General features: G+C 71.9%; 17 protein-coding genes. 8 read left to right on the forward strand and 9 right to left on the reverse strand.

Translation table 11 applies throughout. From position 1 onward, the window contains the following. Positions 1–169: 169 nt before the first annotated feature. From ACZ432_RS11140 to ACZ432_RS11155, 4 genes are read right to left on the reverse strand one after another with little or no spacing between them, the layout of a single operon-like run. Complete coding sequence (locus ACZ432_RS11140) at positions 170–922, reverse strand: hypothetical protein (protein WP_426962343.1); 753 nt, start codon at positions 920–922, stop codon at positions 170–172. Continuing rightward, on the reverse strand, positions 919–1,719 hold the full coding sequence (locus tag ACZ432_RS11145; protein WP_426962342.1) for a nucleotide-binding protein: 801 nt from the start codon (positions 1,717–1,719) through the stop codon (positions 919–921). The genes ACZ432_RS11140 and ACZ432_RS11145 overlap by 4 nt, the downstream gene beginning before the upstream one ends. 22 nt (positions 1,720–1,741) lie before the next feature. Next, positions 1,742–3,481: a cobyric acid synthase gene (locus ACZ432_RS11150; RefSeq protein WP_426962341.1), complete on the reverse strand. Its 1,740-nt coding sequence runs from the start codon at positions 3,479–3,481 to the stop codon at positions 1,742–1,744. A 3-nt stretch (positions 3,482–3,484) separates the two neighbouring features. Next, entirely contained in the window at positions 3,485–4,213 is a 729-nt protein-coding gene (locus tag ACZ432_RS11155; RefSeq protein ID WP_426962340.1) for a cob(I)yrinic acid a,c-diamide adenosyltransferase, read from the reverse strand. Positions 4,214–4,349: 136 nt separating this feature from the next. Between ACZ432_RS11155 and ACZ432_RS11160 the strand changes: the two genes are divergently transcribed. Genes ACZ432_RS11160 through ACZ432_RS11170 form a run of 3 tightly spaced genes read left to right on the forward strand, consistent with a single transcriptional unit; the run spans position 4,350 to position 7,218 of the window. Beyond that, on the forward strand, positions 4,350–5,414 hold the full coding sequence (locus tag ACZ432_RS11160; RefSeq protein ID WP_426962339.1) for a metal ABC transporter substrate-binding protein: 1,065 nt from the start codon (positions 4,350–4,352) through the stop codon (positions 5,412–5,414). Beyond that, on the forward strand, positions 5,411–6,247 hold the full coding sequence (locus ACZ432_RS11165; RefSeq protein WP_426962338.1) for a metal ABC transporter ATP-binding protein: 837 nt from the start codon (positions 5,411–5,413) through the stop codon (positions 6,245–6,247). Before ACZ432_RS11160 ends, ACZ432_RS11165 begins: the two co-directional genes overlap by 4 nt. Further along, complete coding sequence (locus tag ACZ432_RS11170; protein ID WP_426962337.1) at positions 6,244–7,218, forward strand: metal ABC transporter permease; 975 nt, start codon at positions 6,244–6,246, stop codon at positions 7,216–7,218. The genes ACZ432_RS11165 and ACZ432_RS11170 overlap by 4 nt, the downstream gene beginning before the upstream one ends. Before the next feature lie 20 nt (positions 7,219–7,238). Here the strand turns inward: ACZ432_RS11170 and ACZ432_RS11175 are convergent, their stop codons facing one another. From ACZ432_RS11175 to ACZ432_RS11185, 3 genes are all read right to left on the reverse strand, one after another. Next, positions 7,239–7,661: an Hsp20/alpha crystallin family protein gene (locus ACZ432_RS11175; protein ID WP_426962336.1), complete on the reverse strand. Its 423-nt coding sequence runs from the start codon at positions 7,659–7,661 to the stop codon at positions 7,239–7,241. Between the two features lies 1 nt (position 7,662). After that, positions 7,663–7,818: a DUF7559 family protein gene (locus ACZ432_RS11180; RefSeq protein WP_176696635.1), complete on the reverse strand. Its 156-nt coding sequence runs from the start codon at positions 7,816–7,818 to the stop codon at positions 7,663–7,665. Positions 7,819–8,296: 478 nt separating this feature from the next. Then, positions 8,297–8,548, reverse strand: coding sequence for a PLD nuclease N-terminal domain-containing protein (locus ACZ432_RS11185; RefSeq protein ID WP_426962335.1), 252 nt, complete (start codon positions 8,546–8,548; stop codon positions 8,297–8,299). A 122-nt stretch (positions 8,549–8,670) separates the two neighbouring features. Between ACZ432_RS11185 and ACZ432_RS11190 the strand changes: the two genes are divergently transcribed. From ACZ432_RS11190 to ACZ432_RS11210, 5 genes are all read left to right on the forward strand, one after another. Continuing rightward, positions 8,671–10,452, forward strand: a complete 1,782-nt coding sequence (locus tag ACZ432_RS11190; RefSeq protein ID WP_426962334.1) for a radical SAM protein — start codon at positions 8,671–8,673, stop codon at positions 10,450–10,452. Beyond that, positions 10,442–11,245 (forward strand): MBL fold metallo-hydrolase, encoded by an 804-nt coding sequence (locus ACZ432_RS11195; protein ID WP_426962333.1) that lies wholly within the window; start codon positions 10,442–10,444, stop codon positions 11,243–11,245. The genes ACZ432_RS11190 and ACZ432_RS11195 overlap by 11 nt, the downstream gene beginning before the upstream one ends. 72 nt (positions 11,246–11,317) lie before the next feature. After that, positions 11,318–11,554 carry an antitoxin VapB family protein gene (locus ACZ432_RS11200; protein WP_426962332.1) on the forward strand — a complete coding sequence of 79 codons (237 nt, stop codon included), beginning with the start codon at positions 11,318–11,320 and terminating at the stop codon, positions 11,552–11,554. Between the two features lies 1 nt (position 11,555). Further along, positions 11,556–11,945 carry a type II toxin-antitoxin system VapC family toxin gene (locus ACZ432_RS11205; RefSeq protein ID WP_426962331.1) on the forward strand — a complete coding sequence of 130 codons (390 nt, stop codon included), beginning with the start codon at positions 11,556–11,558 and terminating at the stop codon, positions 11,943–11,945. Positions 11,946–12,062: 117 nt separating this feature from the next. Beyond that, positions 12,063–12,353 (forward strand): amphi-Trp domain-containing protein, encoded by a 291-nt coding sequence (locus ACZ432_RS11210; protein WP_426962330.1) that lies wholly within the window; start codon positions 12,063–12,065, stop codon positions 12,351–12,353. 35 nt (positions 12,354–12,388) lie between these two features. On the opposite strand, the gene ACZ432_RS11215 is transcribed toward ACZ432_RS11210, so the two are convergent. Together ACZ432_RS11215 and aspS are read right to left on the reverse strand one after the other, a co-directional pair. Next, on the reverse strand, positions 12,389–13,243 hold the full coding sequence (locus ACZ432_RS11215) for a pantoate kinase (protein ID WP_426962329.1): 855 nt from the start codon (positions 13,241–13,243) through the stop codon (positions 12,389–12,391). Positions 13,244–13,349: 106 nt separating this feature from the next. Next, positions 13,350–14,663, reverse strand: coding sequence for an aspartate--tRNA(Asn) ligase (aspS, locus tag ACZ432_RS11220; protein ID WP_426962328.1), 1,314 nt, complete (start codon positions 14,661–14,663; stop codon positions 13,350–13,352). Between the last annotated feature and the right edge of the window lie 89 nt (positions 14,664–14,752).

Below are 14,752 nucleotides of genomic sequence, written 5' to 3' on the forward strand. Positions count from 1 at the left end.
CGGCGTCGGAGACGCCGCTGGCGGTCGACGTGAGCGCGGAGAACGGTGGGTCGGTGTGGGGACCGAGCGCCCTGCGGAGGGCCGAATGCGGGCACCGGCACCGCTGCCGGGCCGGTCGCCGCTTCGCGGACGACTGGCGATGAACGGTCGCCGGCCGCCGTACCTATACTTACTTGCGGTCGGTCGTCTTCGGATCCGATACAGTTACAGGGTCTGTAACACCCGGGTCGCCGTCCCGTCCGTCCTCGCTCTCGTCCGCCAGCGCGTCCTCGTTCACGTCCCCGAGCGCGTCCTCGAGCCCCCACTCGGCGGCGCGCTCGGCCGCCTCCTCGCGGGCCTGCTCGCGGATGGCGGCGACGCGGTCGTCGTCCGCCAGGAACGCGGCGACCGCGTCGCCCCCGTCGGGGGACTCCTCGCGTCGATCCGCCGGGGCGGCCTCGCGGGTTCGGTCGGCCAGGTCTGGGTCGCCGGCCAGCTCCGCGGCGGGCGCGCCCGGCGCGACCCGCAACGCCCGCGTCTCGTGTGCCTCGGCCAGCGCAGACGGCGGCAGCCGGTACAGCTCGATCCGGATGGGGCCGGGACCCGCGAGCGCCGCGAGGGCGTCGGCGCCGCCGTCGTCGGTCGCCGGGTCGTACGCGAGCACCGGCACGCCGTCGGCGAAAGTGAGAACGCCGCGCGCCTCGCCGTCGAGCAGCAGCGTCTCCCCCGGCGCGACGGTCGCGTAGCCGGTGAGCCGGTCCTCCAACGCGGTCCGGAGGAGCGTCGCGGGGTCGGTGACGACGCGCGATCGGAGCAGCTCCCCGCGCGGGATGTGGAGCTCGTCCGCCGCCTCGGGCGCGTCGCTCCCGCCGGCGTCCTCGGGCGCATCGCTCCCGCCCGCGGTCTCGCTCCCGTCGTCGGTCGGCCCGCCCGCCTTCCTCATGGGCGGTCGGGGACGACGGCGCTCCGGAAGCGGTCCGCCAGCGCGCCCGCGCCGTCGTCGGCCGGTTCCCCCACCCCGGGCGGGCCGTCGGGACGCACGTCGAGCCGGTCAGCGGCCCGGCGGTAGGCGGCCGCGGCGTCGCTGTCGGGCGCGTGCGCCAGCAGCGGCTCGCCCGCGCGGCGCGCCTCGCGGACGGACTCCGAGGCGGGGACCTGCGCCAGCGTCGGCCCGCCGAAGCGGCGCTCCGCCTGCTCGGCGACGCGGTCGGCGTCCCCGCGGACCTTGTTGAACAGCACGCCCGCGGTCCCCGTGCCGTACGAGCGAGCGTACTCCTGCACCTTCAGCCCGTCCGAGAGCGCGGGGATGGTGGGCTGGACCACGACCACGGTCCGGTCGGCCAGCACGACCGGCAGCACCGCGGACTTCGAGCCGAGCGCGGCCGGCGAGTCCAGAAGCACCACGTCGGCGTCGCGACCCAACTCGGCGACCACGTCGCGGAGTCGCCCCGGGTCCGCCGCCTCGAAGGCCGTGAGCGAGGTGCCGCAGGGGACGACCGTCATCCCGAACCGCTCGTAGGTCGCCTCCGCGACGCCGGTGCCGGTCCCCTCGACCAGCAGGTCGTGCAGCGTCACCTCCACGTCGTCCAGCCCGGCGTGGAACAGCAGGTTCGCCATCCCGGTGTCGGCGTCGACGACCGTCACGTCGTACGCCTCGGCGAGCGCCATCCCCAGCGCGAGCGTGCTGGTGGTCTTGCCCGTCCCGCCCTTGCCGCTGGCGACCGCGAACGCCTCGACCATGGGGGCTCTCCCGCCTTCTCGGTTAAAAATTATCCGCTCGGCCGCCGTCGAAAAGGTCGCCGGCCGACCGACGGCCGTCGGGGAGGCCGAGCGCCCCGAGGTCCACGTGGGTACGCAGCAGGTCCGCGGCGCGGTCGTGCGGAGACCCGGCCGCGTCGGCGTCCGCGCGCGCGAGCGCTTCGGCCCGGTCCCGTCCGGCGGCGGCGAAGACGGCGTCCACGAACGCCTCCCGGGGCGTGTCGTTCTCGAACAGCCCGTGGAGGTAGGTGCCGAGGACGCCGGCGCGGTCGCCCCCGCGGTCGACCGCGGTCCCGAGCACCGCATCCGCACGTCCGTCGTGCCCGGTCGCGTTTTCCGTCGGCGAAAAGGGGAACCGGACCGCGCCCTCGTCGATGTCCGGCGCGAGCCGCGTCTCGCCCATGTGGATCTCGTACCCCTCGACCGGCCCCGAGGCGCCCGCGAGCGGTCCGGCCCCGTCGAGGTCGAGCGTCGTCGCGACGACGCGCTTGTCGGCGCTGAAGGCTGTCTCGACCGGGAGCAGGCCGATGCCCGCCACCGTCTCGCGGTCGCCCGTCCCCTCCACGTCCGCGCGCAGGATGCGCTCGCCGAGCATCTGGTAGCCGCCGCAGAGGCCGACGACCGGCCCCGAGACGCCCCGGAGCGCGTCGACGAGGCCGGCCTCGCGGAGCGCGATCAGGTCGTCGACGGTGTTCTTGGTGCCCGGCACCACGACCGCGTCGGCGTCGGCGAAGGGGTCGGCAGCCACGGACCCGTCCTCCCGGTCGGTGTCCCGGACCGGAACGTACGCCACGCGGACGCCCGGTTCGGCGGCGAGCGGTTCCAGGTCCGTCACGTTTGAGGCGCGCGGGAGCCGCGGGACCGCGACCGTCACCGCCAGCTCCGCCGGGACGCCGTCGTCGGCGCCGCGGACCGCGCGCTCGCCCCGCGCCGGGAGCGCGACGCTGTCCTCCTCGGGGAGTCCGGGGTCGTCGTGGGGAACCACGCCCAGCACCGGCACGCCGGTCCGGTCCTCGAACTCCTCGATCCCGGGCGCGAGCAGCGAGCGGTCCCCGCGGAACTTGGTGATCACGGCCCCGATGACGCGCTCGCGGAGGTCGTCGGGCAGGAGCTCCAGCGTCCCCACGAGCGACGCGAAGACGCCGCCCCGCTCGATGTCCGCGACGAGCAGGATCTGAGCGTCCGCGACCCGCGCCGTCTCGACGTTCGCCAGGTCGCGGTGCTGGAGGTTGATCTCGGCGATGGAGCCGGCGCCCTCCGCGACGACCACGTCGTGGGCGCTCGCGAGGCGCGCGTGGGCCGCGACCGCCGCCGCGCGGGCGTCGTGCCAGTGCTCGTCGTAGTAGTCGCCGGCCGCGTAGTGGGCGACCGCCTCGCCGTTCAGCACCAACTGCGACTCCCCGCCGCCGCGGGGCTTCAGGAGGACGGGGTTGTGGTCCGTCTCCGGGCGGACGCGCGCGGCGCGGGCCTGCACGTACTGGGAGACGCCGACCTCGCCGAAGCCCGTGCCGGCCGCGGCCTCGTCCCGGCCTTCGTCCGTTCCGTCGACCTCGGCCGACTTCGGCACCGCCCGCGCGTTGTTCGACATGTTCTGGGCCTTGAACGGCGCGACGGAGACGCCGCGGTCGGCGAGGACCCGACAGAGCCCGGCCGCGACCGTCGACTTGCCGACGTGGGAGGCCGTGCCGGCGACGAGGAGCGTGCGGGCCGGTCGGCCGCCCGACTGCTCGTCCCCTCCGGCCATGCGCTAAAACTCCGTGCCCATGCGGGCGCGCTGGCCCTCGTCGATGGGGTGTTTCTCCTTGGCGACGCGGGTGATCAGGTCCGCCTCCTCGTAGAGGTACTCGGGCTTCGCGTGGCTGCCCGTCACCACGAGTTCGAGCGACGGCGGCTTGGCCTCGATCAGGTCGAGCACGTCCGACTCCTCGAGCAGCCCCTTGTCGACCGCGTACAGCACCTCGTCGAGGATCAGGAGGTGGACGCCGTCCTCGGCCTCGCCGTCGAGCGGCAGGGGGGCGTCGAGGTCGGCGTCGGCGGCCGCGTCGATCAGGTCTCGCGCGCGGGCCAGTCCGCCCTGCGCCTTCGCGGCGTGGTCGTCGTCCGCGGAGCCGTCGCGGAAGCCGTGCCAGCCGTAGTGACCCGTGTTCTCATAGGAGAAGCCCGGCACCGCGGCGATGGCGTCGTACTCGCCCCGGACCGCCTCGACGGAGTCGGCGCCGCCCTTCATGAACTGGAGCATGTGGACCCGGAAGCCGTGGCCCGCCGCGCGGAACCCCATCCCGAGCGCCGCGGTCGTCTTCCCCTTCCCGTCGCCCCACCACGCCTGCACCAGGCCGAACTCCTCGGGCGCGCGCGCCTCGATGCCGCGCGCCTCCGGCGTGACACCCCCGCCGGGGGTCCCGCGCTCCCAGGCGCGGTCGCGTCTGTCCCCGTCGTCCCCGCCGCCTCGTTCGCGCGTGCCGTCCGCGTTGTCCATGCGAGTTGGATCGACACAAGCGGACTTGAATGGGTCGGAACGGGTCGGACCTCGACCCTCAGACAATAGTTTAGACATGTCTAATTTTTCTATTCGATAGAAGTCCTTTTGTATCTCTACTACCCACGGTCCGATAATGAGTAAGATAGAAACGACCGCCGTCCGGGGGGACACCCTCACCCGGCGACGACTGCTCGCGGCGGGCGCGAGCGGGCTCGCCGCCGGCGCGGCGGGGTGTCTGAACGGCACCGCCCTCGGGTCGACCGGGGAGACCGAGGGGCCGCGCGCGGTCGCCTCCTTCTTCAGCTTCTACGACTTCGCACGGGAGGTGGCCGCGGACACGCCCGTGACCGTCGAGAACCTCGTCCCGACCGGGCTCCACGGCCACGGCTGGGAGCCGGACGCGAGCGTGACGCGCGACATCCTCGAGGCGGACGCGTTCGTTCACGTCGGCGCCGACTTCCAGCCGTGGGCCGACCGCGCCATCGAGACCGTTCACGACGACGGGGCGGACACGGACCTGATCAACGTCCGGGAGGGCGTCGACCTGATCCCGCTCGCGGAGAGCCTCGACCGCGACGAGGAGGGCGTCGGCGACGACCGCGCGCTCGACCCGCATTTCTGGCTCGACCCGACGCGGGCGGCGACCGCGGTCGACAACATCGTCGAGGGGTTCGCCGAGTCGTTCCCGGACCACGAGGCGACGTTCCGCGCGAACGGCGACGCCTACACGGAGAACGTGCTCGCGGCCGTCGACGAGCGCTACGCCGCGACGTTCGACCGCGCCGACCGCGGGGTCGTCCAGCTGGCGGCTCACAACGCGTTCGGCTACGTCTCCGACCGCTACGACGTGGAGATCCGGCCGCTCGTCGTCAACCTCGCGGCCAGCGGCGACGTGAAGCCCTCCGACATCCGGCGCGCGAAGGAGGTCATCGACGCCAACGACATCCGGTACGTGGGCGCCGGCGTCTTCGAGAGCCGGAAGCCGGCCGAGCAGCTGATCGCCGAGACCGGGGTGGAGGCGTACTTCCCCGTCACGCCCTACGCCGGGGTCCGCGAGGACTGGGTCGAGGCGGGGTGGGGGTACGAGGAGATCGCCGACAACGTCAACCTGCCTACGTTCGACGTGGTGCTCGGCAACGTCCCGCCCGAAGAGGCCGGGCCGGAGGGGTGGGCCGAACAGTGGAGGAACTTCGAATGAGCGGTGCGGGATCCCCCACCTCTTCGCCACTCGTCGCCCTCGAGGACGTCTCGTTCGCGTACGCCGCGACGCCGGTGATCGAGGACGTGTCGCTGCGCGTCGCGGCGGGCGAGTACGTCGCGGTCGTCGGCCCGAACGGCTCCGGCAAGTCGACGCTCCTGCGCCTGATCCTCGGACTGGAAGAGCCCGACGCCGGGAGCGCCCGGCTGTTCGGCGAGCGCGCGGCCGGCTTCGACGCCGGCGAGCGCGTCGGCTACGTCGCACAGGGCGCCCGCGACGCCTCCTCGATGCCGATCACCGTCCGCGAGGTCGTGAAGATGGGTCGGTTCCCGCACGTCGGGTTCGGGCGGCTCTCGCCGGACGACTGGGCCGCGGTCGACGACGCCATCGCCACGGTGGGGATGGAGGCGTTCGCTGATCGGCAGATAACGAAGCTCTCGGGCGGGCAACGCCAGCGGGCGTTCATCGCCCGGGCGCTGGCGAGCGACGCCGAGCTGCTGGTCCTCGACGAGCCGACCGTCGGCGTCGACGCCGAGTCCGTCGAGGCGTTCTACGACCTGCTGGACGCGCTCAACGACCGGGGCATCACGGTCCTCCTGATCGAGCACGACCTCGGCGCGGTGACCGACCATGCCGAGCGCGTGGTGTGTCTGAACCGCGAGGTCTACTTCGACGGGCCGACCGAGGCGTTCCTCGACAGCGACGCGCTGGCGCGGGCGTTCGGCGCGACCGCGGGCCTCGTGGCCGACGCGGAGGGATCCCCGCCCAGTGACGGGGAACGGGCCGGCACCGCGTCCGGCTTCGGGACGCCGCCGAGGGGTGAGGACCGATGATTGACGCCCTCCTCGCGCCGCTCTACTGGCTGCTTTCGGCGTGGTCGTGGCTCATGTTCCGGCTCGCCGAGGTCACCGGGCTCGGCCTGCTCGACTACCCGTTCATGCACCGCGCGCTCCTCGTCGGGCTCTGCATCGGCGTGATGGCGCCGCTGATCGGGACGTTCCTCGTCCACCGGCAACTGGCCCTGATCGGGGACGCGCTCGCGCACACCGCGTTCGCGGGCGTCGCGGTCGGGCTGTTCCTGAACGCCGTCCTCGACTTCGGCGTCTCGCCGTACCTGACCGCGGTGATCGTCGCGATGATCGCGGCGCTCGCCATCGAACTCATCTCGGAGGTGACGGACGCGTACAACGACGTATCGATGGCCATCGTGCTCTCGACGGGGTTCGCGCTCGGGACCGTCCTGATCAGCCTCAACGCGGGCGGCCTCTCGGTCAGCGTCGACCAGTACCTCTTCGGCAACCTCGCGACCGTCGCCGCGGACGACGCGGCCCTGCTTGTGGTGCTGTTCGCCGTCATCGTCGGCACGGTCGCGGTCGCGCGCAACCAGCTGCTGTACGTCACCTTCGACGAGACGGCCGCGCGCGTCGCCGGGATCCGCGTGAACTGGTACAACCGCGCAACGGTCGTGCTCACGGCGATGGTGGTCGTCGGCGCGATGCAGATCATGGGCGTCATCCTCGTCGCCGCGATGCTCGTCGTGCCGGTCGCCGCCGCCACCCAGGTCTCGCGGAGCTTCACCGGCGCGCTCCTCTCCTCCGTCGTGCTCGCGGAGCTGGCGGTGATCCTCGGCATCGGCGTCTCCTACTACGCGGAGGCGACCGCGGGCGGCGTCATCGTGCTGGTCGCCGTCGGCATCTACCTCTGCTGTGTGGCGGCCGGCAAACTCCGCGCGGGGCGCGCCGAGGAGGCCGAAGCGCCGGAACTCGACGCGATGGCGGCCGACCGCGAGGCGGCGGACGACTGAGAGAAGCGTCGGTCGGCCGATCAGTCCTCGTCGTCGGACTCGGTGACGGGGACCGCATCGGCCGCGCCGGTCTTGGGGATCTCCACCTGCAGCGTGCCGGACCGTTTCAGCGTCGCGGCCGCGCCGTCGGGGTTCACGTCCGCGTCCGCGGGGAGGTCGGCGCTCCCGGACAGCGTCGTGCCGCGGCCGGGGAAGACGGTCTCGAAGCCCGCGCGCGGTTCGCGGAACCGCTCCATGGTCACCTCGATCGTGTGGTCCGAGAAGCGGACCTCCACGTCGTCGCCGCGGACGCCCGGCGCGTCGAAGACGACGAGGTAGGCGTCGTCGCTCTCCAGCAGGTCGGAGTCGAGCGGCCGGCGCTCCTGCACGTGGCTCCAGCCGCGGCCGACCTTCGAGAGCGCGCCGCGGACCGCCGCGCGCCCGGTGTCGAGGAGCCGCCCCATCTCACACCTCGATCTCGGCGAGTTCCGAGCCGCCGCAGTAGGGACACGAGAGGTCCGCGACGGAGTGGTCCTCGGGGACGTCGTAGGTGTAGTGGTTCTCGAACATGTCGAGCTCGCAGTCGGCGTTCTCGCACTTGATCTCCTTCGTCGAGGGCATGCCCGAAGGTTGGGTCGCGGCCGGCTTAAGTGCCGTGGGGCGGTCACGAGACTCATGAGTGGTGGACTCATGATAGGGGAGCTGAGCTGTCGGCGCGCGCGAGAAACGCGCGCGAGGGAGCTCGCAGCCGCGGTCGCGCAGCGGGGCGGTCGCGCGACCGCGGCTGCAGCGAGGCTGGGGAGGTGTGAGGCTGCGGTGCGGTTGTGGTGCGGTTGCGGGGCGGTCGCGGTGCGGTGCTGTGGGTGGGACTGAAAGGGGCAGTCGGCTCGGTCCGGCCCCGGCACCGCAAGCACCGCAGCGGGCGGTGTGGAGAGCGAGGTGCGCAGCGCGTGTCGCGGCCGGTCGAGCCGGCTGGGGCTTTCTGGGTGGTGCTGTCCAGATCAGCAGGATCGACAGTAGTTTCAAAAACGTCGTACGGAGAGCCAGCGGGGACTTTTGAGACGGGGTTGACCCTACCTTTCGGGTCAGAGATGGACGCTTACTCCTCGTCTCGCGACTCGTGGACGTTGTACGCGCCGCGGGCGTACGGGTCCTCGCGTGGGTCGTAGTCGCGCTCGTCGCGCTCGAACAGGTAGGCGAAGAAGCCGAAGAAGGGGACGAACAGGCTGACCGCCGCCCACTTCCGCGCGTTCATCCCGTGCCGGGCGGCGTCGCGGTAGGCGTACCCGGCCATCCCGACGAGCCACAGCGCGGGGAGGCCGATCAGGATGGCGCCGACGAGCGCGTCCATACGTCCCCTTCGGCCGCCGCGGTCGTAAGTCCACCCCCTCCGCGCCGTCGGCCCGCACCCCCCGGACGTGAGCCCACCCCCGGTTCGCGGGGTTTTAGCGTCTCCGCGGAGTATCGGCGTCCATGACCGACCCGGCCGACCTCACCGTGACCATCGTCGACGGGTACGTCGACGAGCCGGCGCACTTCGGCGTGCCGCCGTACGTCTCGACGTACCCCCGATACACGGCCGGCGCGCTCGTGGACGCGGGCGTTCCCGAGTCCGCGATCACCTACCACACCATCGACGAACTCCGTGAGGACCGCAACAAGTGGGCCGACGTGCAGCGGGCGGACCTGTTCGTCTACGTCGGCGGCATGACCGTCCCCGGCAAGTACGTCGGCGGCACGCCGGCGGAGCCGGACGAGGTCCGCGAGCTCGCGTGGACCGCCGAGGGCGAGACGCTGCTCGGGGGGCCCGTCCGCTTCGGCGTCGGCGAGGAGAACGCCGGCGCACAGGAGATGGAGCGCGACGACCTCGACTACGACTTCGTGGCGAAGGGCGACGTCGAGGCGGCCGCCTTCGACCTCGTCGACTCCGGACTGGAGGGGTTCAACAACCGCATGCGTGACAACGCGGAGGTGGACCGGTGGGCCGCGGCGGGCGCGTTCGTCGTCGAGCAGCACCCCAACCACCCCGACTACCTGATCGCGGAACTGGAGACCTCCCGCGGCTGTGCCTACCGCTGTTCGTTCTGTACCGAACCGCTGTACGGCAACCCGGCGTTCCGCGAGGCGCGCTCGGTCGTCGACGAGGTCGACGCGCTCTCGAACCGCGGCGTGAGCCACTTCCGGCTCGGCCGGCAGGCGGACATCCTCGCGTTCGGCGGCGACGGCGAGGCCCCCAATCCGGACGCCCTGCGCGACCTCTACGGCGGCATCCGCGAGGTGGCGCCCGACCTCGACACGCTCCACCTCGACAACATGAACCCCGTGACGATCACGGACTACCCCGAGAAGTCGCGTGAGGCTATCCGGGTCATCGCCGAGCACAACACGCCCGGCGACACGGCCGCGTTCGGGCTGGAGTCCGCGGACCCCGTGGTGCGGGAGAAGAACAACCTGCTCGTCTCCGCGGAGGAGTGTCTGGAGGCGGTCCGCGTCGTCAACGAGGAGGGCGGCTGGCGCCCCGGCGACACCCCCGAGGCGACGCCCGGGAGCGACGACCGCGTGACCGGCCCCTCCACCGGCCCGGACGCCTCCCCGCGGCTCCCGAAGCTCCTGCCGGGGATCAACCTCGTCCACGGGCTGGAGGGCGAACGCGCGGAGACGTTCGAGCACAACCGCGCGTTCCTCCAGTCGGTGTACGACGAGGGGCTGATGCTCCGCCGGATCAACATCCGGCAGGTGATGGCGTTCGCGGGCACCGAGATGGCCGAGACGGGCGCGGAGATCGCCCGGGACCACAAGCAGCAGTTCCAGGCGTACAAGAAGGAGGTGCGCGAGACCATCGACAACCCGATGCTCCAGCGCGTCGTCCCGCCCGGGACGATCCTCCCGGACGTGCACCTGGAGTACCACCAGGACGGCAAGACGTTCGGCCGCCAGCTCGGCACCTACCCCCTGCTCGTCGCGGTGCCGGGCGAGCGGGAACTCGGCACGACGCTCGACGTGGCGATCACCGACCACGGCTACCGGTCGATCACGGGCGTCCCCTACCCGCTGGACGTGAACGCGGCCTCGATGGACGAGCTGACCGCGATCCCCGGCATCAACCGGAGCAAAGCCGGCGACATCGTCGTCGGCCGCCCGTACGACTCGGTCGCGGCGGTCGACGACGGCGTCGCGGACCTCTCGCTGTTCGCGACCGCCGTGACCGCGGACGCCGGCGAGCCCTCCGTGCCCATCCCCGGCCGTGACGCCTGATCCGCCCGCTTCCGACGGGCCGCCTTCCTCCGACGGGCCGACCCGCGTCCCGCTTCCGGTCGAAACGCGCGCGCCCGGGGGCGAGACGAACGCCTACCTCGTCGGCTCGCTGCTAGTGGACCCGGCGGGAGTCTCCCCGGCGATCGACCCTGCCGCCGTCGACCACGTCGCCGTCACCCACACGCACCCGGACCACGTCGGTGGGGTGGCCCACTACGCCGCGGAGGCCGACGCGACGGTGTGGGCCCACGCGGACCACGCGGAGCGCTTTCTGTCCCGGACCGGCGTCGAACCCGACCGCACCTTCGCGGACGGCGACCGCGTCGGGCCGGCTCGCGTCCTCGAAACGCCCGGCCACGCGCCGGACCACGTCTGCTTCGCGACCGGCGACAGAAATGCCGAAAGCCGGTCCCTCCTCGGCGGCGACCTCATGGTCGCGGACGGCTCCGTCGTCGTCGGCGCGCCGGAGGGCGACCTGCGCGCGTACCTGGAGAGCCTCCGAACTGTGCGCGACGCCGGGTTCGAGGCCATCCATCCGGGTCACGGCCCGACGATCACCGACCCCGCGGCGACCGCGACCCGCCTTATCGAGCACCGGCTGGCGCGCGAGGAGGCGGTGCTCGCGGCCGTCGAGCACGGCGCCGAGACGGTCGAGGCGGTCCTCGACGCCGCCTACGAGAAGGACCTGACCGGCGTCCGCGACCTGGCGCGGGCGACCGTCGCCGCGCACCTGATCAAGCTCGCGGACGAGGGGCGGATTGAGCGGGAGTGGCGCGAGCGCGCGACGGGATAGGCGGCCTCTCGGCCAGTAATCCGCTCGCGGACGGCAAAAGCTCTTTGTGGATCTGCATACGACCGTATGCACATGTCGAAGAGCATCCGCCTCTCCGAGGAGGCGTATGACCGGCTCGCGGCCCACAAACGCGACGACGAGACGTTTTCGGAGGTCGTGCTGCGGTTGGCCGGGGAGCGGTCGCTGTCGGAACTTGCAGGAGTGTTGAGCGACGAGGAGGCGGACGCGCTCCGGGACGCGGTCGACGAGCGCCGCGAGCGACGAGCGGAGGAACTGGAGGAGATGGCGGACCGGATGCGAGGGGGATAGCGTGCTCCTCGACACGTCCTTCCTCATCGACCTGATGGACGGCGACGAGGCCGCAGTCGAGAAAGCACGCGAACTGGAGCGCGATCTCGTCCAGCAACGGCTCTCGTCGATGACGCTGTTCGAGTTGTCCTATGGGATCGCTCGCGCGACGCGATCCGAGTCGGAACGGGAAAAGGTCGAAGCAGTCCTCTCGTCAAAGCCCGTTCACCCGGCCGACACCGCGGTCATGCGGAAGGCCGGCCGGCTCTCCGGCGAGTTGCAAACCGACGGAACTCCCGTCGGCGACGGCGACGTGATCATCGCGGCGACGGCCGAGGTCGTCGACGAACCGGTCCTGACGCGAAACGTCTCGGACTTCGAGCGCCTCGACGTCGCCGTCGAAACGTACTGACCGCGGTCGCCTCCGACGCTGTCGAGCTTCGACCCACGCCCGACTCCGCTCGGCCCGCGACCGCACGCCCCCACCCCGACGTGTGGACTTATCCGACCCGCGGACGTAATTCTCCACATGCCCGAAGAAGTGCTGTTCGAGTCGGAGCACGACATGAGCGGAGCCGAGATCGCCGCATACCTCCGGACGGTCGCGGACAAGCTCGACGGGGGAGAGTCGATCACCCTGACGGCGGGCTCCGAGTCCGTGACGCTGACGCCCCCGGAGCGCCCGATCTTCGAGGTCAAGGCCGAGCGCGAGACCGTGGCGTCTGGCCCGGATGAGTTGAGCGTCGAGTTCGAGTTGGAGTGGGACGAGGGAGTCGAGGGAGAGGCCGGCGGTGCGGACGGAACGCTGGAGATCGAGTGACGGAGAAGTTCTGAGACCGCTGACCGCGGCGTTTCCTATTTCTCGTCCCCGTCCACCAGCCGCGCGCCCGCGGCGTGAGTGTGACAGACCGCCGGGTCGTAGCCGGCGTCCGAGAGGCCGGTGCCGAGCGCGAAGACGGTCCGGCCGAGCATCGCCATCGCGGCCTCGCCGCCCGCCTCCTCGACCGCCTCGACCGCCTCCGCGACCTCGGGAACCAGCAGGCCGGCCTCGCGCGCGAACGTCCGCGAGGCGGCCATGAGCGCCGGCAGGACCGGGGTCCGACGGACCGCCGTCAGCGCGCGCTCGCCCGCCTCCGTCAGCGCGGTCGTGTCGCCCGCGAGCACCTCGGCGGTCGAGAGCTCGCCGAAGGTGACGTACTCGACCCGGGCGCCCGCGGGGACGCCGTCCAGTTCGCCGTAGCCCGGCGCGCCCGGCTCCAGCCTGATGGGGACGCCGCCGCGCGCCTGCGCGACCACGTCGCCGAGGCCCGTGCCCGCCTCCACCTCCGCGACGTGCGCGAGTCTGACCAGCTCGTTCTCCGAGCGCCCGCAGGCGAACGCCTCGTTGGCCGCGAGCGCGGTTCCGAGCGCGGCCGCGCCCGAGACGCCGAAGCCCGAGCCGACCGGGAGGTCCGTGGTCGCTGCGACGCCGACGCTCCGATCCTCCTCGATGCCGAGTTCCGCCAGCACCGTCTCGACCGCCTCGATCTCCGCGGACTCGCCGTTCAGCGTCGTCTCGGAACCCGTCGGGTCGATCCGGACCTCCACGCCGTCGGTCAGCGTCAGGCCCGCGCCGCGCGAGCCCGCGGCGGCCGCGCGCTCGGCCGGGTGGGCGCTGAAGAAGCCCGTGACGTGGCCGGGGACGAACGCGGTCGCGCTCTCGTCGCTCATACCGGGAGGTGACGGACGCGCCGATTAACGGTTGCCATCGCGGACGGCGGACAGAAAAGCGGGGACGGAAAACGCGGACCGCGGTCGCAGTCGGGGAGGCGCCGTCTCAGGGACTCAGCCGCTGCCGGTCCCGCGGGAAGAGCACGGCCTCGCGGATGTTGTCGAGGTCGAGCATCGTCATCACGAGGCGCTCGGCGCCGATGGCCCAGCCGGCGTGGGGCGGCATGCCGTACTTGAACATCTTCGTGTAGTACTCGAACTCGTCGGGGTCGAGCCCCTGCTGCTCGAAGCCGGCGATGAGCTCCTCGTAGCGGTGCTCGCGCTGGCCCCCGGAGACGAGCTCCATGCGCGGGTGCATGAGGTCGAAGCCGGTCGAGAGGGTCTCGTCGTCGTCGTAGTCCTTGATGTAGAACGGCTTCACCTCGCTGGGCCAGTCGGTGATGAAGTAGTGGGAGCCGACCGCCTCGCCGAGCGCGACCTCGCCCTCGGTCGGGAGGTCGTCGCCCCAGACGAGCTGCTCGTCGAGCGCGCCCGTGGCGTTGATCTCCTCGATGGCCTCCTCGTAGGTGAGCCGCGGGAACGCCTCCTCGGGCACGTCGAACTCGCCCTCGAGGCCGAGCGCCTCGAGCTGTTCCTGACAGTTCTCGGCGACCGCCTCGTAGGCCGAGCGCACGACGGACTCGCAGACGTCCATCGCGTCGTGGTGGTCACAGAAGGCGCCCTCGAAGTCGATGGAGGTCGCCTCGTTGAGGTGCCGCGGCGTGTTGTGCTCCTCGGCGCGGAAGATCGGGCCGATCTCGAAGACGCGCTCCAGCCCGGAGCCGGCGGTCAGCTGCTTGAACAGCTGCGGCGACTGGTTCATGAACGCCTCCTCGCCGAAGTAGGTGATCGGGAACAGCTCCGTCCCGCCCTCGGTGCCGGTGGCGACGATCTTCGGCGTGGTGATCTCGGTCGCGTCCGCGTCGCGGAACGCCTCGCGTGCGGCGCGCAGGATCTCCGAGCGGATCTCGAAGACCGCCTTCACCTCGTCTTTCCGCAGGTCGAGGGTGCGGTTGTCGAGCCGCGTCGACAGCTCCGCGTCGACCTTGCCGGAGGGGTCCAGCGGCAGTTCCGTGTCGGCCTCGGCGATGACCTCGACCGACTCGGGCGTGATCTCGACGCCGGTGGGCGCGCGGGGTTCCTCCTCCACGTCGCCGGTCACGGAGACGACCGACTCGCGGGCGACGCCGAGCCCGGTTTCGACGAGCTCGTCGTCCATCTCGTCCTTCTCGAACTTGACCTGGATCTTCCCGTCCGTGTCCCGGAGGATCAGGAACGCGATGCCGCCGAGGTCGCGGACCTCGTGAACCCAGCCGGCGACCGTGACGTGGTCACCCGGCTCGGCGTCCGCGGTGTAGGTGCGGTCTTCGAGTCCTTCCATACCGATCGCTTCCGCGGTCGAGGCTTAAAAGACGTTGATTCCGGACCGTGCGGGATTCAGAACCTTCAGGGGGTTCGCCCGACAACGGC

The sequence above is a fragment of the Haloparvum alkalitolerans genome, from assembly GCF_055381565.1.

Excerpts from the sequence above, each read along its gene's own strand:
- ACZ432_RS11180 (WP_176696635.1), bottom strand. The coding sequence starts at position 7,818 with ATGCCCTCGACGAAGGAGATCAAGTGCGAGAACGCCGACTGCGAGCTC.
- ACZ432_RS11200 (WP_426962332.1), top strand. The coding sequence starts at position 11,318 with ATGTCGAAGAGCATCCGCCTCTCCGAGGAGGCGTATGACCGGCTCGCG.
- aspS (WP_426962328.1), bottom strand. The coding sequence starts at position 14,663 with ATGGAAGGACTCGAAGACCGCACCTACACCGCGGACGCCGAGCCGGGT.
- ACZ432_RS11170 (WP_426962337.1), top strand. The coding sequence starts at position 6,244 with ATGATTGACGCCCTCCTCGCGCCGCTCTACTGGCTGCTTTCGGCGTGG.
- ACZ432_RS11140 (WP_426962343.1), bottom strand. The coding sequence starts at position 922 with ATGAGGAAGGCGGGCGGGCCGACCGACGACGGGAGCGAGACCGCGGGC.
- ACZ432_RS11155 (WP_426962340.1), bottom strand. The coding sequence starts at position 4,213 with ATGGACAACGCGGACGGCACGCGCGAACGAGGCGGCGGGGACGACGGG.
- ACZ432_RS11175 (WP_426962336.1), bottom strand. The coding sequence starts at position 7,661 with ATGGGGCGGCTCCTCGACACCGGGCGCGCGGCGGTCCGCGGCGCGCTC.
- ACZ432_RS11185 (WP_426962335.1), bottom strand. The coding sequence starts at position 8,548 with ATGGACGCGCTCGTCGGCGCCATCCTGATCGGCCTCCCCGCGCTGTGG.
- ACZ432_RS11160 (WP_426962339.1), top strand. The coding sequence starts at position 4,350 with ATGAGTAAGATAGAAACGACCGCCGTCCGGGGGGACACCCTCACCCGG.
- ACZ432_RS11190 (WP_426962334.1), top strand. The coding sequence starts at position 8,671 with ATGACCGACCCGGCCGACCTCACCGTGACCATCGTCGACGGGTACGTC.
- ACZ432_RS11145 (WP_426962342.1), bottom strand. The coding sequence starts at position 1,719 with ATGGTCGAGGCGTTCGCGGTCGCCAGCGGCAAGGGCGGGACGGGCAAG.
- ACZ432_RS11165 (WP_426962338.1), top strand. The coding sequence starts at position 5,411 with ATGAGCGGTGCGGGATCCCCCACCTCTTCGCCACTCGTCGCCCTCGAG.
- ACZ432_RS11210 (WP_426962330.1), top strand. The coding sequence starts at position 12,063 with ATGCCCGAAGAAGTGCTGTTCGAGTCGGAGCACGACATGAGCGGAGCC.
- ACZ432_RS11215 (WP_426962329.1), bottom strand. The coding sequence starts at position 13,243 with ATGAGCGACGAGAGCGCGACCGCGTTCGTCCCCGGCCACGTCACGGGC.
- ACZ432_RS11150 (WP_426962341.1), bottom strand. The coding sequence starts at position 3,481 with ATGGCCGGAGGGGACGAGCAGTCGGGCGGCCGACCGGCCCGCACGCTC.